At 67.9% G+C, this 23,788-nt stretch carries 24 protein-coding genes; 7 read left to right on the top strand and 17 right to left on the bottom strand.

Annotated features, from left to right (window positions below):
- Positions 1-26: 26 nt before the first annotated feature.
- From EYR15_RS06835 to EYR15_RS06810, 6 genes are all read right to left on the bottom strand, one after another.
- Complete coding sequence (locus EYR15_RS06835) at positions 27-1,280, bottom strand: efflux RND transporter periplasmic adaptor subunit (RefSeq protein WP_131002340.1); 1,254 nt, start codon at positions 1,278-1,280, stop codon at positions 27-29.
- Positions 1,277-2,698 (bottom strand): efflux transporter outer membrane subunit, encoded by a 1,422-nt coding sequence (locus EYR15_RS06830; protein WP_131002338.1) that lies wholly within the window; start codon positions 2,696-2,698, stop codon positions 1,277-1,279. Before EYR15_RS06830 ends, EYR15_RS06835 begins: the two co-directional genes overlap by 4 nt.
- Positions 2,699-2,833: 135 nt before the next feature.
- Positions 2,834-3,580, bottom strand: coding sequence for an HAD-IA family hydrolase (locus EYR15_RS06825; protein ID WP_131002336.1), 747 nt, complete (start codon positions 3,578-3,580; stop codon positions 2,834-2,836).
- Positions 3,580-4,263, bottom strand: coding sequence for a ribulose-phosphate 3-epimerase (gene rpe / locus EYR15_RS06820; RefSeq protein ID WP_131002335.1), 684 nt, complete (start codon positions 4,261-4,263; stop codon positions 3,580-3,582). Before rpe ends, EYR15_RS06825 begins: the two co-directional genes overlap by 1 nt.
- 77 nt (positions 4,264-4,340) lie before the next feature.
- Positions 4,341-5,216 carry a phosphoribulokinase gene (locus EYR15_RS06815; RefSeq protein ID WP_131002333.1) on the bottom strand — a complete coding sequence of 292 codons (876 nt, stop codon included), beginning with the start codon at positions 5,214-5,216 and terminating at the stop codon, positions 4,341-4,343.
- A 9-nt stretch (positions 5,217-5,225) separates the two neighbouring features.
- Positions 5,226-6,242 (bottom strand): class 1 fructose-bisphosphatase, encoded by a 1,017-nt coding sequence (locus tag EYR15_RS06810; protein WP_131002331.1) that lies wholly within the window; start codon positions 6,240-6,242, stop codon positions 5,226-5,228.
- Positions 6,243-6,352: 110 nt separating this feature from the next.
- On the opposite strand from EYR15_RS06810, the gene EYR15_RS06805 reads away from it, so the two are divergent.
- Positions 6,353-7,276, top strand: coding sequence for a LysR family transcriptional regulator (locus EYR15_RS06805; protein WP_131002329.1), 924 nt, complete (start codon positions 6,353-6,355; stop codon positions 7,274-7,276).
- A gap of 37 nt (positions 7,277-7,313) precedes the next feature.
- Here the strand turns inward: EYR15_RS06805 and EYR15_RS06800 are convergent, their stop codons facing one another.
- The 5 genes from EYR15_RS06800 to EYR15_RS06780 form a co-directional block, all read right to left on the bottom strand.
- Positions 7,314-9,017, bottom strand: coding sequence for a M10 family metallopeptidase (locus tag EYR15_RS06800; protein ID WP_165455446.1), 1,704 nt, complete (start codon positions 9,015-9,017; stop codon positions 7,314-7,316).
- Between the two features lie 82 nt (positions 9,018-9,099).
- On the bottom strand, positions 9,100-9,600 hold the full coding sequence (gene folK, locus EYR15_RS06795) for a 2-amino-4-hydroxy-6-hydroxymethyldihydropteridine diphosphokinase (protein WP_131002325.1): 501 nt from the start codon (positions 9,598-9,600) through the stop codon (positions 9,100-9,102).
- The gene (folB, locus tag EYR15_RS06790; RefSeq protein WP_131002323.1) at positions 9,600-9,965 is read right to left on the bottom strand and encodes a dihydroneopterin aldolase; all 366 of its coding nucleotides are present in this window, start codon (positions 9,963-9,965) and stop codon (positions 9,600-9,602) included. Before folB ends, folK begins: the two co-directional genes overlap by 1 nt.
- A gap of 25 nt (positions 9,966-9,990) precedes the next feature.
- Positions 9,991-11,013 carry a hydantoinase/oxoprolinase family protein gene (locus EYR15_RS06785; RefSeq protein ID WP_131002321.1) on the bottom strand — a complete coding sequence of 341 codons (1,023 nt, stop codon included), beginning with the start codon at positions 11,011-11,013 and terminating at the stop codon, positions 9,991-9,993.
- A complete protein-coding gene (locus tag EYR15_RS06780; RefSeq protein WP_245498185.1) occupies positions 11,010-11,975 on the bottom strand; it encodes an ATP-grasp domain-containing protein in 966 nt (321 codons plus the stop codon). The genes EYR15_RS06785 and EYR15_RS06780 overlap by 4 nt, the downstream gene beginning before the upstream one ends.
- Positions 11,976-12,079: 104 nt before the next feature.
- Here EYR15_RS06780 and EYR15_RS06775 point away from each other — a divergent pair, with 104 nt between their 5' ends.
- Positions 12,080-12,787, top strand: a complete 708-nt coding sequence (locus EYR15_RS06775) for a HisA/HisF-related TIM barrel protein (RefSeq protein WP_205741589.1) — start codon at positions 12,080-12,082, stop codon at positions 12,785-12,787.
- Here EYR15_RS06775 and EYR15_RS06770 read toward each other — a convergent pair.
- The 6 genes from EYR15_RS06770 to EYR15_RS06745 form a co-directional block, all read right to left on the bottom strand.
- On the bottom strand, positions 12,759-13,580 hold the full coding sequence (locus EYR15_RS06770) for a triphosphoribosyl-dephospho-CoA synthase (protein ID WP_131002319.1): 822 nt from the start codon (positions 13,578-13,580) through the stop codon (positions 12,759-12,761). The genes EYR15_RS06775 and EYR15_RS06770 overlap by 29 nt on opposite strands.
- Positions 13,570-14,475 (bottom strand): ATP-grasp domain-containing protein, encoded by a 906-nt coding sequence (locus EYR15_RS06765; protein ID WP_131002318.1) that lies wholly within the window; start codon positions 14,473-14,475, stop codon positions 13,570-13,572. The genes EYR15_RS06770 and EYR15_RS06765 overlap by 11 nt, the downstream gene beginning before the upstream one ends.
- A 169-nt stretch (positions 14,476-14,644) precedes the next feature.
- Positions 14,645-15,604, bottom strand: coding sequence for a methenyltetrahydromethanopterin cyclohydrolase (gene mch, locus EYR15_RS06760; protein ID WP_131002316.1), 960 nt, complete (start codon positions 15,602-15,604; stop codon positions 14,645-14,647).
- Positions 15,601-16,761, bottom strand: coding sequence for an ATP-grasp domain-containing protein (locus tag EYR15_RS06755; RefSeq protein WP_131002315.1), 1,161 nt, complete (start codon positions 16,759-16,761; stop codon positions 15,601-15,603). Before EYR15_RS06755 ends, mch begins: the two co-directional genes overlap by 4 nt.
- Complete coding sequence (locus tag EYR15_RS06750; RefSeq protein WP_131002313.1) at positions 16,733-17,626, bottom strand: NAD(P)-dependent methylenetetrahydromethanopterin dehydrogenase; 894 nt, start codon at positions 17,624-17,626, stop codon at positions 16,733-16,735. Before EYR15_RS06750 ends, EYR15_RS06755 begins: the two co-directional genes overlap by 29 nt.
- Positions 17,627-17,648: 22 nt before the next feature.
- Positions 17,649-18,680, bottom strand: a complete 1,032-nt coding sequence (locus tag EYR15_RS06745; RefSeq protein ID WP_131002311.1) for a beta-ribofuranosylaminobenzene 5'-phosphate synthase family protein — start codon at positions 18,678-18,680, stop codon at positions 17,649-17,651.
- A gap of 153 nt (positions 18,681-18,833) precedes the next feature.
- Between EYR15_RS06745 and EYR15_RS06740 the strand changes: the two genes are divergently transcribed.
- From EYR15_RS06740 to EYR15_RS06720, 5 genes are read left to right on the top strand one after another with little or no spacing between them, the layout of a single operon-like run.
- Positions 18,834-19,211: a 4a-hydroxytetrahydrobiopterin dehydratase gene (locus EYR15_RS06740; protein WP_131002310.1), complete on the top strand. Its 378-nt coding sequence runs from the start codon at positions 18,834-18,836 to the stop codon at positions 19,209-19,211.
- Positions 19,204-20,448: a hypothetical protein gene (locus EYR15_RS06735; protein ID WP_131002308.1), complete on the top strand. Its 1,245-nt coding sequence runs from the start codon at positions 19,204-19,206 to the stop codon at positions 20,446-20,448. The genes EYR15_RS06740 and EYR15_RS06735 overlap by 8 nt, the downstream gene beginning before the upstream one ends.
- A complete protein-coding gene (locus EYR15_RS06730) occupies positions 20,445-22,103 on the top strand; it encodes a formylmethanofuran dehydrogenase subunit A (RefSeq protein WP_131002306.1) in 1,659 nt (552 codons plus the stop codon). The genes EYR15_RS06735 and EYR15_RS06730 overlap by 4 nt, the downstream gene beginning before the upstream one ends.
- Positions 22,100-22,996 (top strand): formylmethanofuran--tetrahydromethanopterin N-formyltransferase, encoded by an 897-nt coding sequence (gene fhcD, locus EYR15_RS06725; RefSeq protein ID WP_131002304.1) that lies wholly within the window; start codon positions 22,100-22,102, stop codon positions 22,994-22,996. The genes EYR15_RS06730 and fhcD overlap by 4 nt, the downstream gene beginning before the upstream one ends.
- The gene (locus tag EYR15_RS06720; protein ID WP_131002303.1) at positions 22,993-23,781 is read left to right on the top strand and encodes a formylmethanofuran dehydrogenase subunit C; all 789 of its coding nucleotides are present in this window, start codon (positions 22,993-22,995) and stop codon (positions 23,779-23,781) included. Before fhcD ends, EYR15_RS06720 begins: the two co-directional genes overlap by 4 nt.
- The last annotated feature ends 7 nt before the right edge of the window (positions 23,782-23,788 follow it).

The raw sequence follows: 23,788 nt of genomic DNA, 5'->3' as shown, positions 1-23,788 counted from the left end.
GACCCAGACGCGGTGGATCTTATCGGTCACTGTCCCGCGCCCTGCGCGCGCCGTTCTGAGCGCGGCGTCGCCTGCGCGGAGGGAGCGTCGTCCTCGGGCTCGGTCGTCGCGCCCGGCGCGCCGACCGCGACCTTCGACCCGTTGCGCAGACGCGTGAAGCCGGTGATCACCACCTTGTCGCCAGGCTGGACGCCCGAGGCGATGACCGCGCGCTCGGCGCCCTGGCGCGTCACCTCCACAGTGCGCTGCTCCACCGTCTGGTCGGCCTTCACGACATAGACGAACGGCCCGTCCGGCCCCTGCTGAATTGCGGGGCCGGGCGTCACCACGACCTGCTTCAGGACGTCGACGGCGACGCGAATATTGGTGAACTGGCCAGGCCAAAGCGCGAGCTCGGCGTTCGGGAAGCTCGCCTTCAGCTTCACCGTGCCGGTCGCCTGATCGACCTGGTTGTCGATCACCTCGAGCGCGCCCTTGTCGAGCGGGTCGCCGCCGTCAGCCGGCAGAGCCTCGACCGAGACCGGACCGCGCGCCATCGCCCGCGTCACGGCCTGGATGTTCTGCTGAGGGAGGGTGAAGGTGGCCGAGATCGGCTGGAGCTGGGTGATGGTGACGATGCCGGTCGTCTCGCCGGCGGTTACGTAATTGCCCTGGTCGACGCCGCGCACGCCTGTGCGGCCAGAGATCGGCGCGCGCACCACCGTGCGATCGAGCGTCGCTTTCGCTTGGTCAATCAGCGCGCCGTAATAGCGGACCTGCGCCTCGAGTTGCGCAACAGTCGATTTCGCGGTCTCCGCCTGTTGCTGCGAGCCGTAATCGTTCTTCGCAAGCCGCTGATAGCGGTCGTAATCGCGGTTGGCGTTGGCGAGCTGCGCTTCGAACTGCGCCTTCTGCGCGACGGACTGATCATATTGCGCCTGATAGGTCGCCGGATCGATCCGCGCGAGGACGTCGCCGGCCTTCACGTCCTGACCCTCGCGGAACGCCACCTCGACGAGCGTGCCCTCGACCTGCGCCCGCACCGTCACGGTGTTCGGCGCCTGGAACGTGCCGACGCCTTCTAGGAACACCGGCACGTCATCCCGCGTCACATCTCCGGCGACGACGGGCACGGCCTGGTTGGCCATGCCGCCGCCGCGCCGGCCGCCGCGCCGCGGGGCGCCGCCATCTGCGGTTGCGGGGGCGTTCGATGCGCCGAACAAGCCGAATGGCGGCGGCCAGAAACGCCACGCCGCGACGCCCGCCGCGACGATCAGAAGAAGAACGATGACGCGTTTCATTTTATGGCCGCCTCCGGCAGCGGCGCCCCGCCCGCCGGTTGTCCGGACGCCGACCAGCCGCCGCCAAGCGCTTCGAACATCGAGACATAGGCCTGGTATCGCGCAAGGCGCGTCGAAACGAGGGCGTCCTGCGCGGAGAACAGGGTCTGCTGCACGGCGAGCATGGTCACGATGTCGATTGCGCCCTCTCTGAGCTGGCCGCGCGCGATGTCATACGCGCGCCGGGCGCTGTCGGTCGCCGCCTGCTGGAGCCGCTCCTGCTCGGCGGATTTGCGGACCGTGATGATCGCATTCTCCGTATCCACGAAGGATTGGATGGCCGCCTTGCGGTAGGCGTAGAGATTTTCTCGGTACTGACCTTTCGCAAGGTCGAGATTGCCGGGAAGCGTGGCGTCGAGAATGGGCTGCGTCAGGCCGGCCGTCAGCGAGTAGAGCGCGGTCTGACTAGAGAACAGCGTCCTCAGCCCCGTGCTCTCGAAGCCGCCCTGGCCCGTGAGGTTGATCGACGGCAGGAAGGCCGCGCGCGCGGCGGTCACGTTAGCGTCGGTGGCGGCGAGATCTGCCTCCGCCTGGCGCACGTCCGGACGACGGGCGAGAAGGTCCGACGGCAAGCCGGGTTGAACGCGCGGCGTCTTCAACTGCGCGAGGCGGCCGCCCTTTACCTGGAGCGCGACCGGCGGTCGCCCGAGCAGCAGCGCGAGCGCGGTCTGATTGGTGCGGATTTCCTGCTCGATGGGCGGGATGGTGGCGCGCTGCTGGTCGACGATCGTCTTCTGCTGGGCGACGTCCAGTCCGTTCGCGGTGCCGACGTCGAGCCGGCCCTGGATAGCGTCTAGGACCGTCTGCGAGCTCTTGACGTTATCGCGCGCGATCGCCAGCCGCTCCTGCGCCGCGAGCAGAGCGAAGTAGACGTTGGCGACGTCGCTCACGACGCCGAGCGCCACGACCTCCTCCGCGAACCGCGAGGAAACGGCGGAGGCCTGGGCGGAACGCAGCGTCGCGCGGTTGCGGCCCCAGAAGTCGAGTTCGTAGCTGGCGTTGAGCGTCGTCTGGAAGCCGGCGACGCGCTGTCCGCCAGCCGATCGCTGGATGGAGGTGTCGCCATCGCCGGTGATCACCGGGATCAGCGACGCCCCGTTGATGCGCACCTGCGCATCGGCCTGCTCGATGCGCCCCTTTGCGGCGCCGATGTCCTGGTTTGCACGCTCGGCCTCCACGACCAGCGTCGAAAGCTCTCTGGAGCCGAAGCTGCTCCACCAATTCGCGGCGGGCCAGAGAGGACAGTCGGTGCGCTGGTCGATCCAGCCGGCGGGCTTGGCGATCTTCAGATCCGGGCGCTGCCACTTGTCGGCGCAGGCGCTCAGGCCGAACGCCGTGGCGGCCGCGACGGACAGCCGAAGCGCTTGCAAAATCCTCAAGACGGTGATTCCCCGATGCGCGACCGACGCAGACTGACACGCCCCGCTCCCCCGCACAGTCGCCGATCGGAGACAGGCAGACGGAGTTCAAGGTCTTCCACGTCATCGGACGCCGCGCCCTTCGCCCAGCGAGGTTTAAGCGGCGAGCGACCGCAGCATGGCGACCGTGACCATGCTGTCGTCCGCGCCTGCGCCGGAAATGTGGCGGGCTGGTAGGTCGGGCTCTCCCAGCGTGTCGAATACGGCCGCGGCGCCGGAAAAATCCTGATCGTCCGTGTAGAAGCTCGGCGTCACGACGCTTCTGAGACCAGCGGCGGTCGCGGCCTTCAGGCCATAGACCGTATCCTCAAAGGCGATGGCTTCGTCTGGCTCGACGCCGAGTTCGCGGAGGGCGAGGTTGAAGATGTCCGGCGCCGGCTTTTTCTGGCCGACCTGATCGCCGGCGGCCACGCAGTCGAACAGCCCCCGACCTTCGGAACCGAGCGTGGCGGCCAGCAGGGCTTCGACGTTCGAGACGCTGGTGGTGGTGGCGATCCCGAGCTTCAGTCCGGCGGACCGCGACTCGCGGATCAGCCGCTCCACGCCCGGTCTCAAGGTGATCCCACCCGCCGCGATCAGCGCGGCGTAGCGAGCGTTCTTGGCGGCGTGCAGAGCGGGGAGGGCGGCGAGCGCCGCATCCCCCATCGGGGGATGGTCGAACGCGACGTAATGCCGGATGCGCTCCTTGCCGCCCATGACGTTAAGCAGCCGGCGATAGGTCGCCTGGTCCCACACCCAGGGTAGGCCGAAGGCGGCGAAGGTCTCGTTCAGTGCAAGGCGGTGGGTCTCCTCCGTCTCGGCGAGCGTGCCGTCGACGTCGAAGATCAGCGCCTTGAGCGCCATCAGGCCGCCTGCGCTCGGAACGCCTGATCGGCTGCGGCGCGGATCGCCCCGATATGTCGCTTGTAGTGCTCCGGTCCGTCCTTGAAGACCGCGTTGCCGGCGACGAACACGTCAGCCCCCGCCGCCGCGCAGAGCGGCGCGGTCTCGGGCGTGACGCCGCCGTCGATCTCGATCGAGATCGGCCGGTCACCGATCATCGCGCGGAGCTGACGGATCTTGTCGATCTGGCTCGGAATGAACTTCTGGCCGCCGAAGCCGGGGTTGACGGTCATGACGATCACGAGATCGATCCGGTCAAGGACGTATTCGACGGCGCTCGCGGGGGTCGACGGATTGAGCGCCACGCCGGCCTGCTTGCCGAGCGAGCGGATGAACTGCAAGGAGCGATCGAGATGCGGGCCGGCCTCCGCGTGCACCGACAGCCGGTCGCATCCGGCCCTTGCAAATGCCTCCAGATAAGGATCGGCCGGCGAGATCATGAGGTGGCAGTCGAAGAACGCGTCGGTCCAGCGGCGCAGCTTCTTCACGACGTCCGGGCCGAAGGTGATGTTCGGCACGAAATGCCCGTCCATGACGTCGAGATGCACCCAGTCCGCCCCGGCGTCGACGACGTCGCGCGTCTCCTCGCCGAGGCGCGAAAAGTCCGCGGACAGGATGGAGGGGGCGATCTTCACGAGGGACATGGGCGACGGCTCTGCCGTTGAACGAGGGGCACGCATAGTACGAAAGTAGGGCGGGGAGAAGACGACCTCGGCGCGGGCTACCCCGCGCGGCGCTTCCTCTCCATCAGGTTCAAGATCATCGGGGTCATGATCAGCTGCATCGCGAGGTCGAGCTTGCCGCCCGGGATCACGATCGAGTTCGCCCGAGACATGAAGCTCATCGGGATCATCGACAGGAGATAAGGGAAGTCGATGCCCCGCGGATCGCGGAAGCGGATCACGACCATGGACTCATCCGCGTTCGGGATCGCTCGGGCGATGAACGGATTCGAGGTGTCGACCGTCGGGATGCGCTGGAAGTTGATGTCCGTACGCGTGAACTGCGGGCAGATGTAGCGGACGTAATCAGGCATCCGCCGCAGGATGGTCTCGGTGACGTCCTCGGTGGAGTAGCCGCGGTCGGTCTTGTCGCGGTGAATCTTCTGGATCCATTCGAGGTTGATGACCGGCACGACGCCGATCGCGAGATCCGCGTGGCGGGCGATGTCGACGCCGTCGCCGACGGTCGCGCCGTGGAGGCCCTCGTAAAACATCAGGTCGGAGGGTTGGGGCAGGGGCTCCCAGTCGGTGAAGGCGCCCATTGGCCGGCCCAGCCGCGCGGCCTCGTCGAGGTCGTGCGCATAGCGCCGGGATTTGCCCGTCCCGTTCTCGGCATAGGAGGCGAACGTCGCCTCCAGCTCCTCGAGCATGTTGGCGTCGTGGCCAAAATGGCTGAAGTGGTGGTTGCCCTTGGCCTCCTCCTCCGCCGCCTTGGCGCGCATGCCGTCACGGTCATAGCGATGGAAGGCGTCACCCTCGACGAAGGCCGCCGTAATGTGCTCGCGGCGAAAGATCTGCTCGAACGTCGCGCGCACGGACGTCGTGCCCGAGCCCGAAGACCCGGTGACGGAGATGATGGGATGGCGGACCGACATCGCGGTTCGTCAGGCGAGGAACAGACCGCGCTTGGCGAAGAGCGGCGAGGCCTGGCGCGGGTCGGCGTAATAATCCGCGATCCGCTCGATCTCCTCCGCCGAACCCGCAATCAGCGGCGCACGGACGTGGAGCTTTGTGGGCTCCAGCTCGAGGATGCGGGTCGTGCCGTCGGTCGCGGCCCCGCCGGCCTGCTCGCAGATCATCGCGATGGGATTGCACTCGTAGACCAGGCGCAGCCGCCCTTGGCCGTAGCCGTCCCGCTGGTCGCCGGGATAAAGGTACACGCCGCCGCGGACCAGGATGCGGAACACGTCGGCGACGAGCGAGCCGACCCACCGCATGTTGAAGTTCTTCTCGCGCGGTCCCTCGGCGCCGGCCTGGCAATCCGCGACATACGCCTTCATCGGCTCGCCCCAGTGGCGCGCGTTGGAGGCGTTGATGGCGTATTCCTTGGTGGCCTTAGGGATCGACATGTCGGGATGGCTCAGCAGGAAGGCGCCGCTATCGTCCATCGTGAAGGCGTTGGTCCCGGTCCCGACCGTCAGCACGAGCACTGTCGCCGGGCCGTAGACGATGAAGCCCGCCGCGATCTGGGCCGTGCCGGGCTGCAGGAAGGTCTCGGACCCCTTCTCCGGAAGGACGCCGAACAGCGTGCCGATCGAGACGTTGGTCTCGATGTTCGACGAGCCGTCGAGTGGATCGATCGCAACCGCGACCGGCGCGCTTTCGTCGAGCACGACCTCCTCGTCGGCCTCTTCCGAGCCGATCCGGCTTACCGGCGCGTTGCGGAGGATGTCGACCGTGATGTCGTGGGTGCGGACGTCAAGGGCCTTCTGGGTGTCTCCGCCGGCATTCGCGCCGACCGCTGCCGCCATCTGTCCCTCGAGCGAGCCACGGCCGACGATCGCCGCAATCGCGCGTCCTGCTTCGCAGATTCCGAGGATCGCCTGGGCCGTCGCTGAGCGCGTCGGATCGCCGCCCGACCAGCTGTCGAGAAAGGCGTCGAGGGTCGTGTGATCAGCCACGGGGCGTCTCCGGATCACGCAAAGTGTAGACGAAATGAGGCTGCGGAGGCAGCAGTTCGTCGTAACGCCGTTGCTCAGAAAAGCCAAATCTTCTAAAGCCCGACTTCAGTATGGCTGAAGACCTCGCGCGCTCGCTCACCCTCAAGCAACTCCGGGCCCTGGCGGCGGTCGCGGACACCGGCGCCGTCAGCGCGGCCGCCCGGCGGCTGAACGTCACGCCCCCCGCAGTCACCATGCAGGTGCAGCTGCTCGAGGCCGCGGTCGCCCTGCCGCTGCTCGACCGAACCGGCGACCGCTTCCGTCCGACCGACGCGGGGCGCGAGGTGATCGAGGCGGCCGCTCGGGTCGAGGCGGCCCTGCGCGATTGTGTTGCGGCGCTCGAAGCGATGAAGGGCCTCGACGGTGGCCGGGTCTCGGTCGCGATTGTCTCGACCGCCAAATATTTCGCGCCGATGGCGCTCGGCGCCTTCGCCCGCGCCCACCCGAAGGTCGAGCTCAGCCTGATGGTCGGTAATAGGGCGGAGGTGGTCGACAACCTCAAGAACGACCGGGTCGACGTCGCCATCATGGGCCGCCCGCCGGAGGACTTCGAGAACGTCTGGTCGATCATCGGTGACCATCCGCATTTCGTCATCGCGCCTCCCGGCCACGAGCTTGTCGGCAAGAAGAGCCTCCCGGCTTCCGCGCTCAGCGGCCAGACCTTCCTGATGCGCGAGACCGGATCGGGCACCCGCATCCTGATGGAACGCCTGTTTGGCGAAGCGGGCGTGACGCCGAAGGCCGGCATGGAGATCGGCTCCAACGAGACCATCAAGCAGGCCGTGATCGCCGGCCTGGGGCTGGCGTTCATCTCCGCCCACACGGTCGCGGCCGAAATCGCCGATCACCGGCTCGCGCAGCTCGACGTGGTGGGGTTGCCGGTCGTGCGCCGCTGGCATGTGGTCCGGCGCGCGCAGAAGCGCCTCACGCCCCCCGCAGCGGCCATGATCGAGTTCCTCGCCGAACACGGCGCGGAGTTCCTGCCGAAGGTTTGAGCGGGCGGGGCCCACCGTCTCCTTCATGAGACGCCGTTCAGACCACGATGAAGTCGGCTGCCGTGGTCGTCGCGTGGTTTTCGAGCGTGGCGAACTGCACGGCGGTGTAAGTCGCGCCAGTCCCATCGCGGTCGAAGAACAACCCGCCTGAGGTCGCGTTGTAGATGATACGATCCGATGAATCGTGGGCCGCCGTTCCGGCGTAAAACGCGCTCTTACCGAGAGCGCCCGTCGAGAGCCCGGCGAACACCGCGTTTTCAAGGCGGATCGTGTCGTCAACCGCGTTGAAGTCGGTGATGATGTCGACGTTCTTCGCACCGAGCGCCGTAGTGAAGGCGAAGGTGTCATGGCCGGCCCCGCCGGCGAGGTGGTCCGCGCGCTTGCCGCCGTCGATGAGGTTGTCGCCGGCATTCCCGACGATCGTGTTCTTCAGGCTGTTGCCCGTGCCCGCGATATCGGCGGAGCCGATGAGCTGGAGCCGTTCGATATACTGGTTCGCCAGCGAAAAGCTGACCTTGCTCAGTACGCGGTCGTCGCCTTGGCCATTGAGTTCGATGACCCGATCGTGGGCGTTCTGCACGACATAATCGTCGTCGCCCCCTCCGCCGACCATTGTGTCGCGGCCGCTGCCGCCGTCGATCACGTTGCGCGCGGAATTGCCGATGATGGTGTTGGCGAGCGAATTGCCGGTCGCGTTGATCGCTGCCGTGCCGGTCAGCGTTAGAGCCTCGATGTACTGCTTAGCGAGCGAGTAGCTCACGGACGACTCGACCCGGTCGTTTCCCGCGCCGTTCGCCTCGACGGCGGAATCGCCCGAGGTCTGGACGACATAGACGTCGTCGCCCGCGCCGCCCTTGAGAACGTTGACAGCGGAGTTGCCCACCAGACGGTCGTCGCCCGAGCCGCCGATCGCGTTCTCGATGACCGTCCCGCGGCCGATCGCGACGTTCCCGACGAGGCCGCCAATGTCCGAGAATGCCTCCTGGCGGAGATCGATGACCTGGTCCGCCGCGAAGCCGGAGTAGTCGAGGGTGTCGTTCCCGCCGCTGTCGACGATCGTGTAGGCCACGTCCGAAAACTGTGTGGCGTCGAACAGCACGTTTCCGGCGGTCGAATTGAAGCCGTAGACAGTCGCGCCGGAACGGGCCGACGAGCTCCAGTCGTAGATCGCCTGCATCGCGACGATATCCGCCTGCGGCGTGACGACGAAGGCGAACGAGGCATCGACGGACGTGTTGTCGTCCTGGCTGAAATACGACATCACGGTCGCCTGCCAGCTGTCGTTCATGAACAGCGCGTCCTCGGGATACTGCGCGTCGCCGTTGTAATTCCCGGCGTGCCCGAGGCCGAGCGCATGGCCGATCTCGTGGATGTAGGTCTGGAAGGAATAGGAGTTCAGCGAGGTCCCGTAGGCCGCCAGCCAATTTGTTGAGACGTTGACCTCGGCCGAGACGATCTCCCCGTCGCTCATATAGGCAGAGCCGCCATAGGCGCCCGGTTGGTTGTCGTCGAAGGTGATCGAGGCTCCCGCCTGGGTCGTCTCGACGAACGCAAATCCGGTCGCGTCGCTCCAGACTTGAAGCGCGGCGCGCGCGAGCGTCTGACCGGCGCCCGTTAAGGCCGTCAGCGAAACCGTCAGCGTCTGGCTGCTCCAGAAAACCGGGATGCCGCCTTGATCTTCCCAATAGCCGCGGACGAGTTGGTCGGCGATCTGATCATTCGAGAAGACCGGCAACGCCATGGCGGATCCTTTGCGCATCGGCGCGCGAGATTCTCGCGCGCACGCAACTTGCAGGTCGCCGCTTTAGGAAAGGTTTAAACCTTCATGACAATTCAGGCCGCCAGGGAGGCGCCATGCGGGAAAGGCCGGCGGAGCCCACGGCGTCCGCCGTGTCCCGGATCGAGCGTCCGTCGAGCACGAGGTCGGGCCGGATCTCGGCGAGCGGCGCGAGCACGAAAGCGCGGTTGAACATTTCCTTGTGCGGCACGATCAGCCGCTCGGAGGAAACCTTCTCATCGCCGAGATAGAGGATGTCGACGTCGATCAGGCGCGGACCCCAGCGAAACGTCTTCTCGCGGCCGATTTCCTCCTCAACGCTCTGCGTGAAGGCGATCGCCTCGTCGGCGGTCATCGCGGTGCGGCCGACCGCGCAGGCGTTCGCGAACCAGTCCTGGTCGACATAGCCCCAGGGGGCCGTTCGCCAGACCGACGAGGCCGCGAGGAACTCCACCGGGCCGCGGGAGAACACGATCTCCATCGCGCGGGCGAGATTCGCGGTCTTGTCGCCGACATTGCTGCCGAAGCCGAGTCCGATCTCGCGCATCACGGCCGCCTGCGGATGATTTCGACGCCGACGTCCGAGAAGATCCCCACGATCGGCGCTGAAGGTTTGTGAACCTCGATCCGGACCTGCTCGATCGCGGGGAAGCGGCCGAGGATTGTTTGTGCGAGGTTTTCGGCCAGGGTCTCAAGCAACGCCACCGGCTCGCCGGCGCCGATCTCGACGATCGCGGCATGGATATCCGCATAGGAGACGGAAGACGCGACATCGTCGGTGCGGGCGGGGACGGAGGCGTCCAGCCAGTAGTCGACGTCGAAGATGAAGCGTTGGCCGAGCCGCCGCTCCTCCTCGAAGACGCCGTGGCGGCCATGGACCTGCACGCCGCGCAGAAAGATCCGGTCGCTCATTTCAGGCACAACTCGCGGAGACGCGTCAGAGAGTTCGGGAGCGGAACAGCCGCGCGACCGCGACGGCCGGCGCGCAGGAGGAAACGGCGTCGGCGAGGTCGTCCGCCCACAGCGTTCCCACGTCGCGATACATGAGCCCGAGGCGCTCCGCCAGCCGACGCGCTAGGAATCTCCCGACGCCGGCGCCGTAGATGACGGGGGCGGCTGCGCTTCCGGACCGCGCCAGGATCACCGCCGCCGCGTCGCAAAACCGCCTGAGAGCGACCTCCGACAGGAAGCGCGCAAGGGCCCGCGCCGCCAGGGCGGTTTCCGCGTCGAAATCCGCGCCGACCATCCGCAACAGCCGACGAGCGCTCGCCTCCACCGTCTTCTCGCCGCCGTCCGCGGCCTCGTGAAGATCCGCGCCCTCGGGCAGGTCGCCGGTCAGCCGGAAGACGTCCGCAGTCGTTGCGAAATGCTCGGCCATCGGCGACACCCAGGCGCCGTTGAACGGCATGCGGGCTGCGAGCGCCATGACCGGCGTCCGCGCGATCCCGAGATAGACGAGCTCGTCCGTCGCCATCCGCCCGGCGTCGTCCGAGCCGCGGGCGGATAGCCGGCCCTTTGCGAAGGGGACCAAGTCCGCAGTGGTCGAGCCGATGTCGACGAGCAATCCGGCGCCTTCCGTCGCGGCGAGCGCCTCCGCGGTCGCGCGCCAGTTGGCCGAGGCGAGGGAGCGCCAGTCCTCGGCGCTCTCCGAGAAGCCCTTCTCGCCGCCGTAGAACGAGACCGGCCCAAGCCGCTGCGCGAGCGCCTCCGCGATGGCGGCGACGCCTGCGGCGCGGTCGGGCCAAAGATCGACGAGTTCGCCGGTCATGGTCGCGGCGAAACGAGCGTCCTCGGGTACTCCCGGCAGCAGCTCGTCCAAGGCGCCGCCGAGCCGGTCCAGCCCTTTCCAGAGCGCGCAGGGCGCGATCCAAACGGCTTCGAGCCGCCCCTCCGCCGACAAAAGAGCAAGCTTGAGATGGGCGCCGCCGACATCGAGGCCGACGATCGGACGATTGCTCAAAGCGTGATCTCGACCCGCCCGCCCGTCGAGACGTTGCGGAGTCGGCGGTCGGGGCGAGCCGCGAAGGGCGCCACGAGCGTCGCGGGGTTCAGCCCGATCGCCTCCCGAAGCCCCGCATAACTCGTCGTCACCCGCGGATTAACCTCCACCACCACGGGACCCTGCCGGGTGATGACGAGGTCGATCCCGAAAATTCCCTCGAGGCCGGGAATGGCCTTCGCGACCCGGTCGGCCAGCGTCGTGAGCGCGCCGTCGCGATCGGGCAGCGCGCCGACCGTCAGGCCGCCGAAGCGGAAAGCGCCGTCGACGATCGTCACATGCTGGCGGTTCGCCGCGAGCAGCGTGGTCTGGCTACGACTGCAAAGTACGGTGAGGCTCGCTGCATCCCCCTCCGCGAAGGGTTGCACGACATCCCCAGGCTTCAGCGTCCCGGGGCCGAGCGGGCCCTCGACGAGCCGCGTTTCGATGCAGCCCGCGCCGTCGTCCGGTTTCACGACGAAGCGTCCGGAGACGCCGGCGGGAAGGTCATCCCCCGTCCATGTCGGCAGCGCCGGAACGCCCGCGGCGATGAGCGCATCGGAGGTGAGCTTCTTGCTCGAAGTCGTCATGATCGATCGGATATCCGGACCAACCACCATCGCGTCGGATTCCAGGCAAATCTCCGTCAGCCGCCGGAGCAGCCCATCGGTCTCGGGCGCGACGACCCACGCGACCTGGCATTTCTCCGCGCAATAGGCCCAGAGCCGCCACGGGTCCCGGCCGGGCGTCACCGAGACGCTGGCGACGCCTTTCGGCGGACTGAACCGCGCGTCGTGCGTCGTGATGAGCGAGACGCCGGGGAGGTCGCTGAGATCGCGCGCCAAGGCGTCGCGCATCATAGCGCCCTCACGTGCAAGCGAAGGGGGGACCTCCTCCCCGCCCATGCCGCCGCCGGTCACGAATTCGCACATGAAGACCCGCAAGTCCCACCCTCCGTTCGCAGCCCGACGCGCCGGCGAAGCGCTCGCCACGGTCAAGCGACCGGCTTAAACCAATCGCCCGCGCCGCGCATTCCCGGAGTGTCCGAGTGGACGTCATTCCAGTGATCGACCTGAAGAACGGTGCGGTTGTGCATGCGAGACGCGGCGACCGGGCCGCTTACCGGCCGATCGTGACGCCCCTCGCAACCGGCTCCGATCCGCTCGTCATCGCCAAGGCGCTCATGGAGCTGGCGCCGTTCCGGCGGCTCTATATCGCCGACCTCGATTCGATCGCGCGCTGCGGCTCGCATGATGCAGTCGTGGCCCGGATCGCCGGTGCGCATCCTGTGCTCGACCTGTGGATAGACGGTGGAGAAACTGATGCGAAAAAGCTCGCGCGCCGCTCCGCCGGAGGGCCGGGCGTCCCGGTGGTCGGTTCCGAGGCGTTCACTGAAATGAACGCTCTGGCGCAGGCGCTGGGCGCCTCGAACTGCGTGCTCTCGCTCGACTACGACGCCTCCGGCCGCATGGGGCCACACCCGATCTACGAGAGCGCCGAGCTCTGGCCGGACGGCGTCATCGTGATGACGCTCGCAAGCGTCGGCGCCAGCGGCGGCCCGGACTTCGAGCGGCTGAACGACGCGCTGAAGCTCGCCGGAGGCCGGAAGGTCTACGCGGCGGGCGGCGTGCGCGGGATCGAGGATCTGCAGCGGCTCGCCGACATCGGCGTCGCGGGCGCTCTCGTCGCAAGCGCTTTGCATGACGGCAGGCTCGGAGGCGCTGCTCTCAGGACAATCCTCGAAGGCCAGCCGTAAAGACCGCGGCGACCGTCAGATCCGCCGTCGTGCCTGGATTTATGCCCTTCGCCTTCAGGTGCAGGTCGAACGCGTCAAGCGCGCGTTCGCGATCCTCCCGGAAGTCGAGGCTCGCGGAGAAGGCGGCGGCTTCCAGCCGCACTGTCTCTGCGACGCCTGCGCCGAACTTGCGCGCGATATGGCTGTCCGGAAACAGGCTGAGCAGGCCGAGATAGACGTCCTCGACACCAGCGCGTCCGGGCCCGCGCGTCTCGTAGACGCGCGCCGCGCCGAAGACGTCTTCGAAGTCCGTGACGTATTGCAGCGCGATCCGATCGCGGTCGGCGGCCGCGGCCATCGCGGCCCGGAGGGTGATCGTTGGCGCCTCGGCGACGTCATGCTCCTTCGTCTTGCCCAGCCCGCCCGGATTGGCCGCGGCGATCGCCCGATAGGCGGCCTCCGCGTCGCGGACCGTCAGGCGTTTCAGCACGCGCGCCAGCACGGAGCGCAGCTCTTCGCCCGGCGAGGCCTCGAAGATCGCGTGGACCAGCGGCGCACAAAGCAGGATAATACCGAGATTGGCGTTCAAGCCCACGGCCCCCAGGGACGCCCGAACCGATCCCTCGATCCGCTCGCCCACCGTCGCTCCGGCGACGAGGCGCACCGCGGCGACCTCCGCCGCCCGCTCGAAGGTCGCGGTGGTCATGCCGTGGCCGGCCCGGAAAGCGTGCACGTTGCCGGGTTTCAACGCCTGAAGCTCGGCCCGGCAAGCCGCCCTGAACAGCCCGGCGACGGTGGCGAGCTCAGGCCGCATCGGGCCGAGCAAGGCGGATGGCGAGATCCCGGGCGAGGGCCGCCGCGACATCGATGCCCGTGGCCTGGGTCAGGCCCTTCCACGCCGGCATGGAATTGACCTCGAGCACGAGGAAGGAGCCGTCCTCCGCCTCGATCAGGTCGACGCCGGCATAGGTCGCGCCGACGGCGGCGGCGGCCTTCACAGCGAGCGCCGCGGCTTCGCCGTCCACGCTCGCGGGTTCGCCCTGGGCGCCCTGGAAGATGTTGGTGAGCCAGCCGTCCGCCCGACGAATCATGGCGCCGATCGGCCTGCCGCCGAGCACGAAGACGCGCCAGTCATGCGCGCCGCCGTTTCGAAGGGAGCCGCGGCTCGGGACGAACTTCTGCAGGTAGTAGACGCCGGCGACCTCCTCCGGCGACGGCATCGCGTCGCCAGCCTTCAGGCGTCGGATGCCCTTGCCCTGCGCGCCGAACAGGGGCTTCAGCACGACATCGCCCATGACGCCGAGCGCGGCCTCGGCCTCGGAGCGGTTCTCCGTCACCACCGTTCCCGGCGTCGGCAGGCCCGCGGCGGCGAGCGCGAAGGTGGTCATCGACTTGTCGACGCAGATTTCGATCGCGCGGGCGTCGTTGACGACTTGGACGCCGAGCGCGCGCGCGGCGTGGAGCAGGCTGAGGCGCGCGGTGATCTGCTCGGTCGTTCCCGCCGGCACCAGCCGCACGAAGATCGCGCCGGGGAGGCGGTCGAGACCAGGAAGACGCAAGGCCGGGCGCCCGGTTCCGAGATCAAAGCCGCAATCGGCGATCGACAGGATTTCGGGCGCAAGACCTTCCCGCGTTAGCGCCGCGGCGAGGCCTCGGCTGTGCCAGTCAGCGTTCTCGGTGAAGATGACGACGGAGTCTTCGCGGATCATCCGGCTTGCAGCCTTCGCTCGTCCAACTGCTGCGTGCTTCGAGACACGCCTTCGGCGCTCCTCAGCATGAGAAGGGATGAGCTAACTCAAACGTCCTCATACTGACGAGCCTCGCGTAGCGAAGCGTCTCAAAGCGCGCAATATCCGTTCCGTGGAACGCCTTGGGTCCTCAGGCGCCCGAGAACGACTTCTCGATCAACTTCGGCTCGTAGGCGCCGGCCGTGAAGCTCTTGCCCGTGGACAGCGCCGTCACCGTCACGACCGCGGGCGAGAACAGGCCGGCGTCGCAGGCATAGAAATCGTAGTTGTAGCCGGCGAAGACCTCGCCGAACGGCCGGCCATGATCGCGCGAGGTGGAGGAGGGCAGGCCGTTCGCGAGCTGCTCGGCCTCGTCCTCGGGACCCTCGACATAGAGCGAGATCTCGCCGCCGTAGAGGACCGCGTCGTTGGTGCGGCCCATGCCGCCGAGGAAGTCTGCGGCCGGCGGCGGCACAGGCGCAAAGCCGGCGCCGTCGACGATGCGGTCGAGCGGGAAGTGGATCGAATGCGCCTTGTGCAGCGCGACTTCGAGCACACGGCCGACGACCTGTACCGAACCGGCCAGGCTCGTGGTCGGCGTCAGGATCAGCGTGAGCTTGTCCTCCGAGACGCCGCACTCCTTGGCGATGTGCGCGATCAGCGTGTCCGGCGGCCGCTTATCGGTCTCCATGATGAGAGCGGCGCTATCGACAGTGTCCTTGTACTCCAGCTCGCCGAACAGTTTCTCCTGCGCCCACAGCGCGCGGGCAGGACCGGAGCCGAGCGCGAAGAAGTCGCCTTCGGACAGGCTCCAGCCCGCGTACTGGCTGCCGAGACACGCGATCACCGGGTCGGCGGTCGTGATCTGGATGGCGGTGCTCCAGCGCGGGAAGCGCACGTCGGGAGAGAAGGTCGCCTTGCCGAGACCGCCGAGGCAGATCTCGGTGATGCGCCGGCCGGCTTCGAGGCCGCCGCGGACGGAGATGCCGGCGTCGACGATCGTCGCGCCGGTCGCGGTGCGCTCGATCCCGAGGCGGAGGGTATCGGCGTCGCGGATGAGGGATTCGACGAGCGGCGCGGACAGGGCCCCGACGCTGGGTTTCTTGGTCATGCGTGCACCATCGTGGTCTGGCTCGGCCCGGTCGCTGCGGCGCGGAGCTGTTCGAGGAAGGCGGCGCGTCGCTCTTCGAGAAGCGCTCGCGCAGCGGTCGGGTCTGCGCCGGCGGCCAGGATCGTGCAGACTGGCGCGCCGGCAGGAATGGTCTCCTCGCATGCCGGCCAGTCCGCCGTCCAGAGCGGCCTTTGGAGGAGGGCGGCGGCGACCGGTCGCGCCGCGTAAATCACGGCGGCGGCCTGCGCCGTAGAGGGCAGCGCGACGGTCTCGGGCAGACGGCCGGCGCAAGCGTCGAGATGCAGGCCGAGCAGTGACGGAGCGGGCGAGCGGTCGAACACGTCGAGGGTCGCTCCGGGACGCGGGTTGATCTCGAGCAGCACGACGCCGCCGTCTGGCGCCCGCAGCATGTCGGCGCTGGCGAGGCCGGTCAGGCCCGTCCGCTCGATGATTCCGTCAAGCGCGGCGGAGACGGTTTTGGACAGCGCCGCCGGGACTTCGATCGGCCCGACTGCGCCCCCGTAGCGGAAAGGCGCGCTTGGGGCCGGATCAGTCCACTGGGCCGAAAAGCCGATGATCCGCGACTGCTTTCCATCGGCGAGGAAGAGAGCCGACAGCGGCTCGCCCGCCGTCCGGCGCTGAAGATAGCGGCGATTTCCACGGGACCGGCGGCCGCGACGAATATGCGCGCCCCCGGAGCCGCCGATCCGCTTCGAGAGCCAGTCTCCGGTAGGGCTGTCCAATGGCCGCGCGACTTCGGGGTGCGACGCACCGATGTCCGCGAGCAGGGATGCGAATGCGAATGGGTCTTTCAGTCGCGAGACGATGGCCGCGCTGGCACCGAGGATCGGATTGCGCTGGTTGATGGCGGCAATGAGCTCCGGGTCGTGTTCCAGGCCCGATCCAAGCACGACCGGCAAACCCGCTGGGGCGTGTCGGGTGAGCGCCGTCAGCAGGCCCCGCCGGGAGAAGCCCATGCCTGACGACGGCGCACGCACCGCCTTTTCCGCGTGCTCGCGCGTATCGGAATCGGCGAACAGATCGACGGCGAGAGCCTTTAGCCCGCCGCGTCGCGCCGAGACCGCCAGCGCCCGCGCCGAAAGCGCGACGACCGCGAGGTCGTAAGCCTCAGGACACGAGGTCGCGGGCGAGCTCATAGGCCTCCAGGAAGCCGATCTGAAGCGCCGTGTCGGACGCGATGATGCGCTTCAGCATCTGGTGCTGCACCTGGTACTTCACCTGCCCGATCGTCAGGGCGCCGACGCCCACGCCATGGGGGAGCGCGACGCCGTCTGCGTTCGAGTCGACGCCGGCGACGCCGTTCGGCGGCACCGCGTTGATGTCGGCCGCCACCAGCAGCTTAGTCGCGGCTTCGAGCACGGCGGCCGAGATCACTTCAATGCCCGCAGAGGCGGTCGTCAGGATAACCTCGGCGTCAGCGACCAGCGCCTTCTTCTCCTCGTCGTTCCGCGCGACCGCGCAGTCGAGCTTCACGCCGAAGCGTTTCTTAAAGTCGACAGCCTTCAGCTCGACGTCCTCGATCGCGAGATGGCTGACGAGCGTGACATGCGCGCCAGCGTTCGCGGCGATCACCGCGGCGACGCCGCCGATGATGCCGGTCGCGCCATAGATCTGCACCCTGGCGCCCTCGATACCGTTCGGGCGCTTGCCCTGCAGGTGCTTCTCCACGAGCGCGATCATCGCGGCGGCGGTGGTGAAGGCGCCGGACGGGTCGGCGAAGATCGAGATCTCGAAGGGCGGGAACAGCGCGGACGCCGCAGCCTTCATCTGGTCGAGCGCAAGGCTCGCGTCCTTGCCGCCGATGAACAGCACCGTGCGCTTCGCCGCATCCGGCGAGCGGCTGAACATCGCGTCCTGCGTGAGGCCGATGACGTCCTTCAGCTCAACGCCGACATTGGGCGCGATGGTCGTGAAACCCGCGTCGACCGCCATGTTCACGTCGAACGGGCTCGTGTGCTTGAGCGGCGTGATCATGTGGAGAATCGGATGGGCGTCGGACATCGTTTTCTCTCCGGCGGGGGACTTAAAGGCCGTTCGCGCCGCTATGGGACGCCTCTTCGATCACGGCGCCGTCATTTGCGCCGCGAACCACATCGAACAGCAGATTCGGACGGTCGGCGAAACGCGACCTTAGGTCCTGAGCCATAGCCTCAGCCTGCGCCGCCGAGCCGAACACCGCGAACCCGGTGGGACCCCAGCTCGACTGGCCGACGCCCGGCACCCCGGCCGCCTGGATGATCGACAGGGCCTCGGCGACGTCGGCGCTCGTAAAGCGACCGCCCTGGAAGCTCGCGAAATGGTCGCCCACGCGGCGCTGGATCTCGCCCACCGCAAGACCGAAGGCGTGCGCATCGCCGGTCGCGGCGGCCGGTAACGCGCCCATCACCACGAGGCGGCAGAGACGATCGGCCAGCGTCTCCGGGAATTCGGGGAGGGCGTCCATCGCCTCAGTCTCACGAGGACCGCTGAGGCCGGCGCGGCCACGATCGAAGATCAGCAGGATGCGCCAGGCGTCGGGGACGCGGATGCGGGAAAGCAGCGGCGGGGGCGGAGCGTCCTTGACGCCCACGGGCTTGCCGCCATCGAGCAACACGCCGCCGCCCTCGAAAGCGGCGAGGCCGATGCTCGATCGCGCCCCGCGGCTGAGAGCCGCAGCGACCTCCGCCGGCGCAAGGTCGCGCCCGTCCAGTCGGCTAGCGCCGACGCCGACGGCGAGCGCCATCTGGGTGCCGGAGCCGAGGCCCGAGTGGGCCGGCAAAGCCTCCTCCACGACGATCCGAATTCGATCGTCGACGCCGAACGCGTCGGCGACGCGGGCAAGCGCGGTCAGCGCGCGATCGCTGTCGGGGCCGCTCGCGGACGGCCGCTCCGCAGTCTCCATAAAGAGCCGCGTCGTCGGACGCTCAAGGGAAACGCCGAGGCTGCCGAAGCGCCGGCCGAGACCGCCATTGAGATCGAGGAAGCCGATATGCAGACGTCCAGGCGCGACGATGCGAAGCGCGCGGGGCGCGCGGAGACGGGCGCCCTCGGGGCGGTTGCGGAGCTGCTCTGTCATGGACGTTCGCCCCTTTTTAGGGCGGTCGAGGGTCCTGCGCCAACCCAACCATTGGCCTTAAGTCTGCCCCGGACGAAACGCCGCGCTGCGTTGCGCAGCTCCAACCCCCTGTGTAAGCCTCGCGCGAATTCGTGATCGCAGGACCGTCCGCACATGGCAAAAGCCACAGCCGTCATACCGCCGGACGAGGTCGAGCGCCGCCTGAAAGCCGAACTGCCGAAGTGGCGGCTCGAAGACGGCTGGATCCGGCGCACCTACAAGACCCAGAGCTGGAAGAGCACGCTGATGGTGATCAACACCGTCGGCCATCTCGCCGAAGCCGCCTGGCACCACCCCGACATCACGGCGTCCTACGCTTGGGTCGAGGTGCGGCTGATGTCGCACGACGCCAAGGGGATCACCGACCGCGACTTCTCGCTCGCGAAGAAGATCGAGGACGTCGTCCAATGGCAGCCGGGCGCCGACGAGGCGACCGGCCTCGAAGGCACGCCGCAGGGCGACCAGCGCTTTGCCTACGTGAAATATGACTGAGCCCCTGAGCGGCGGCTCTACGCATGCCGACGTCGTCTGCCCGTTCTGCGGCCTCGGCTGCGACGACGTCTCTCTGACCGTCCAAGGCGCCTCAGTGAAGGCTGGCGAAGGCGTCTGCGGCCGCGCCGCCGCGCTGTTCGCGCGCTCCGACGAACCCGCTCCGTCGCCGCGCGTCGGGGGCAAGGACGTGTCTCTCGAAGAGGCTCTGAGGGCGGCGGCTGACCTCCTGTCGAGCGCGCGCTCCGCGGTCTATGGCGGCCTTGGCGCCGATGTGGACGGGGTGAGGGCGGTCATCAAGCTCGCCTCCAAGACCGGCGGCAGCGTCGACCATTATGCGTCGCCCGGTATGTTCCGGAATCTCTCGACCTCACAGCGCAAGGGCTGGATCGCGACCACGATCGCGGAGACCCGCAACCGCGCCGACGTCGTACTGGTGATCGGACCAGATCCTTCGAAGGCATTCCACCAGCTTTACGCGAAGGTGACGCCGAAGACCGGCCGTTTCTTCGAAGGTCCGCGCAAGATCGTGTTCCTCGGCGGCGAGCCGACGGAGGAGGCCAAGGCGCAGCTGGAAGGCTCGAGTGTGGAACTGATAGCGGTTCCCGCGGCCGAGCTCGTGAACGCGCTGGCGCGTCTCCACACGCTGCTCGCAGGCGGCAAGCCGCCGGTCGGCGATCTCGACCTCGCGCCGCTCGCAGAGACCCTGAAAGCGGCAAAATATTCGGTGCTGATCTGGAGCGCCTCGTCGCTCGAAGCGGACGGCGACCTCGTGGTCGAGCGGGCGGCGTCCGTCATCGATACGCTGAACGTGGAGGGCCGCGCCGCCTGCCTGCCGCTTTCGGGCAAGGACAACCTCACCGGCGCCTATCACGCCTCGCTCTGGAACATAGGCTTCCCGCTGCGCATCGGCTTCCGCGACGGCGTCTCGGATCACGACCAGCAGGCCTATGCGACTGAGAACGCGCTGAAGCACGCCGACGTCGCGGTGTGGACCTCGTCCTTCCGGCCGGAGCAGCCGCCCGCGTCCGACGCCAAGCTGATCGCGGTGGCCCACCCGGCGACAAGGTTCGCAAGCGAACCCGCCGTATTCATCCCCGTCGGCCAGCCCGGCCTTGACCATGGCGGCCTCGTCTTCCGCGCCGATTCCGTTGTCGGCCTCCCGCTCGCAAAATATCGCGACGCAGGGCTGCCGAGCGTGGCGGAAATCGCCAAGAGCATTCTGGAGCGCCTGTCATGAGCGCGGTGCGCATCACCGGCGGCAAGGTCCTCGATCCCTGTCATGGCGAGGTCGGCGTCGTCCGCGACGTCGTGATCAAGGACGGCCGGATCGCCGCGGCGGACGCCGTCGACGGTCCGATCGAGACGATCGACGCAAAAGGCGGCGTCGTCATGGCCGGCGCCATCGACATCCACAGCCATATCGCCGGCGGCAAGTCGAACATCTCGCGCCTGCTGATGAGCGAGGAGCAGCGCGCCATCCGCGAGCCGGCGGGCGAGTTCTGCGGCTGCGGCGGCGGTCTTTCGACCATGACCGCCCACGCCACGGGCTGCCGCTACGCCGAGATGGGCTACACCGCGGTCTTCGAGCCGGCGGTGATCGCCTCGAACGCCCGTCACATGCACGCCGAGATGAAGGACATCCCCTTCCTCGACACCGGCGGCTATCTCGTCCTCGGCAATGACGACTTCCTGCTCGACCTGATCGCGAGCGGCGCCGGCCAGCAGGCGGTCAACGACTATGTCGCCTGGATGCTTGCCGCGACGAAGACGATGGCGATCAAGATCGTCAATCCGGGCGGCATCAACGCGTTCAAGTTCAACGCGCGCTTCATGCAGCTCGACGAGAAGAACCCGCATTACGAGATCACGCCGCGCACCATCCTGCAGACGCTGATCAAGGCAGTGACGGAGCTCGGCCTCGCGCACCCGATCCATCTGCATGGCTGCAATCTCGGCGTTCCCGGCAACGAGCAGACGACGCTCGATACGGTGAAGGCGGCCGAGGGCATGCCCCTGCACATGACGCATGTGCAGTTCCACAGCTACGGGACGGAGGGCGACCGGAAGTTCTCCTCCGGCGCGGCGAAGATCGCCGAGGCCGTGAACAAGAATCCCAACATCTCGATCGACGTCGGCCAGGTCATGTTCGGCCAGACCGTGACAGCCTCCGCCGATCTCATGTCCCAGCACCGCAACCGCGGGATCGCGTCGCCGAAGCGCTGGATCGGCATGGACATGGAGATGGACGCGGCCTGCGGGATCGTGCCTTTCGCCTACAAGGACAAGTCCTTCGTCAACGCGCTGCAGTGGGCGATCGGGTTGGAGCTGTTCCTCCTGGTCGAGGATCCCTGGCGAATCTATCTCACGACCGACCACCCGAACGGCGCGCCCTTCACGACCTATCCGCACCTCATCCGGCTGTTGATGGACAAGGACTTCCGGGACGAGCAGTTCGCGAAGCTGCCGAAGTCGGTGCGCAAGCACTCGATCCTGGGCGAGCTGAAGCGCGAATACACGCTCGAGGAGATCGCGATCGTCACCCGCGCGGCGCCGGCCAAGATTCTCGGTTTCACCGATCGCGGCCATCTCGGCGCCGGGGCCGTGGGCGATGTCGTGGTCTATGAGGACAACGCCGACCGCGAAGCCATGTTCACGACGGCGCGCTACGTGCTGAAGGACGGGCGCGTCATCGTGAAGGACGGGGCCATCGTCGACCTCGTCTACGGCCGCACCCACCAGGTGAAGCCGGACTACGACAAGAGCATGGAGGCCCGCCTCGACCGCTGGTTCGATGAGGCGGTAGGCTACAAGGCCAAGACGTTCAAGATCGCGGACCACGAGATCCGCGACGGGCAGGGCGCGGTGGTGCACGCAACCGCGAGGTCGGCATGATCCTCAACGGCGTCGAAATCCGCGACAGTTTCGCGGAGGCGTTCCCGATGATCGGGACGCGGCTGATCATCACCGCCGACACCGCCAAGTGGGCGATGATCGCCGCCAAGACCATGACGGGGTTTGCGACGTCCGTCATCGGCTGCGGCTGCGAGGCCGGAGTCGAACGCGTCGTGCCGGAAAGCGAGACGCCGGACGGCCGGCCGGGCGTTGCGGTGCTGATCTTCGCGATGGACCTCAACGGGTTGAAGGCCGTGGTGCCGAACCGCATCGGCCAGTGCGTGCTGACCTCGCCGACCTCGGCCTGCTACGCCGGCATGGAAGGCGGCGACGCGATCTCGATCGGCAAGGCGCTGAAATATTTCGCCGACGGCTGGCAGATCTCCAAGATGGTCGGCGGCAAGCGGATCTGGCGTCTTCCGGTGATGGAAGGCGAGTTCGTCTGCGACCACGACACCGGTTCGGTGTCGGGCGTCGGCGGCGGCAACTTCCTGATCCTCGCGACCTCGCGTCTCGAGGCTCTCACGGCGGCCGAGGCCGCGGTCGAGGCGATGCAGAAGGTCGAAGGCTGCATTCTGCCGTTCCCCGGCGGCGTAGTCCGCTCGGGCTCGAAGGTCGGTTCAAAGTACAAGGGCATGTTCGCCTCGACCAACAACTTCTACTGCCCGACGCTGCGCGCGCAGACCGAGACGAAGCTTCCGCCCGAGGTCGCCTCCGTGCAGGAGATCGTTATCGACGGCGTGAGCTTCGATGCGGTCGCAGCCTGCACCAAGGCGGGCATCGAAGCCGTGGTCGCGCTCGGCCGCGAGAAGGGCGTCGTCGCGATCGACGCCGGCAATTACGGCGGCAACCTGGGGCCGTTCCACTTCAAGCTGCGGGAGATCATGGCGTGAGCGGCCTTACCCTCACTCCCCGCGGGGCGTTCGACGCCCGCGTCGACTTCGCCGGCGTTCTGCCGGGCGTCGCCGACGTCGCAAGGCTTCCGATCGGTTATGGCGGTTGCAGGATCGCGCTCGGCGAACTGTTCGAGGTCGCAGGCGCCGACGATGGCCGCGTCACGATCGAGGGCGGCTCGGCCCTGCTCGATTCTGTCGGCGCGGGCCTGGCTGATGGCGAGATTGTCGTGAAGGGCGATGTCGGCGCCGGGCTCGGCCGCGGCATGACCGGCGGCATGATCTCGGTGAAGGGATCGGCCGGCGCTTATGCCGGCAGCGAAATCACCGGCGGCAAGATCGCGATCGGAGGGGATGTCGGCGAGCGCCTTGCTGCGGCTGGCGACGCGTCGCGTCGCGGGATGAGCGGCGGCGTGATCGTGGTCGGCGGCTCCGCCGGATCGCGCGCGGCCGAGCGCCTGCGCGGCGGCGTCGTGATGATCGAAGGTGACGCGGGCGAGGGTGCGGCGACGGACCTCATCGCCGGTACGTTGGTGGTGGCGGGCAGGCTCGGCCCGAACGCCGGTCGGGGCATGAAGCGCGGCACGCTGCTGCTGCGCAGCGCGGACGGGCTCTCCTCGGGTTTCTCCGAAGCCGGCGAGCACGACCTCGTCATGCTCCGCGTGCTCGCGCGCCGTAGCCATGAGATCGCGACCTTCCTCGGCGCTGGCGTCACCAAGGCGCAGCGCTATGCGGGCGATCTCTACTCGGGCGGCAAGGGCGAGGCGCTCATCGTTCCGCGGTGATCTAACG

Source organism: Hansschlegelia quercus (genome assembly GCF_004310425.1).
GTDB lineage: Bacteria > Pseudomonadota > Alphaproteobacteria > Rhizobiales > Methylopilaceae > Methylopila > Methylopila quercus.
This window is presented reverse-complemented; position numbering and strand designations above follow the sequence as displayed.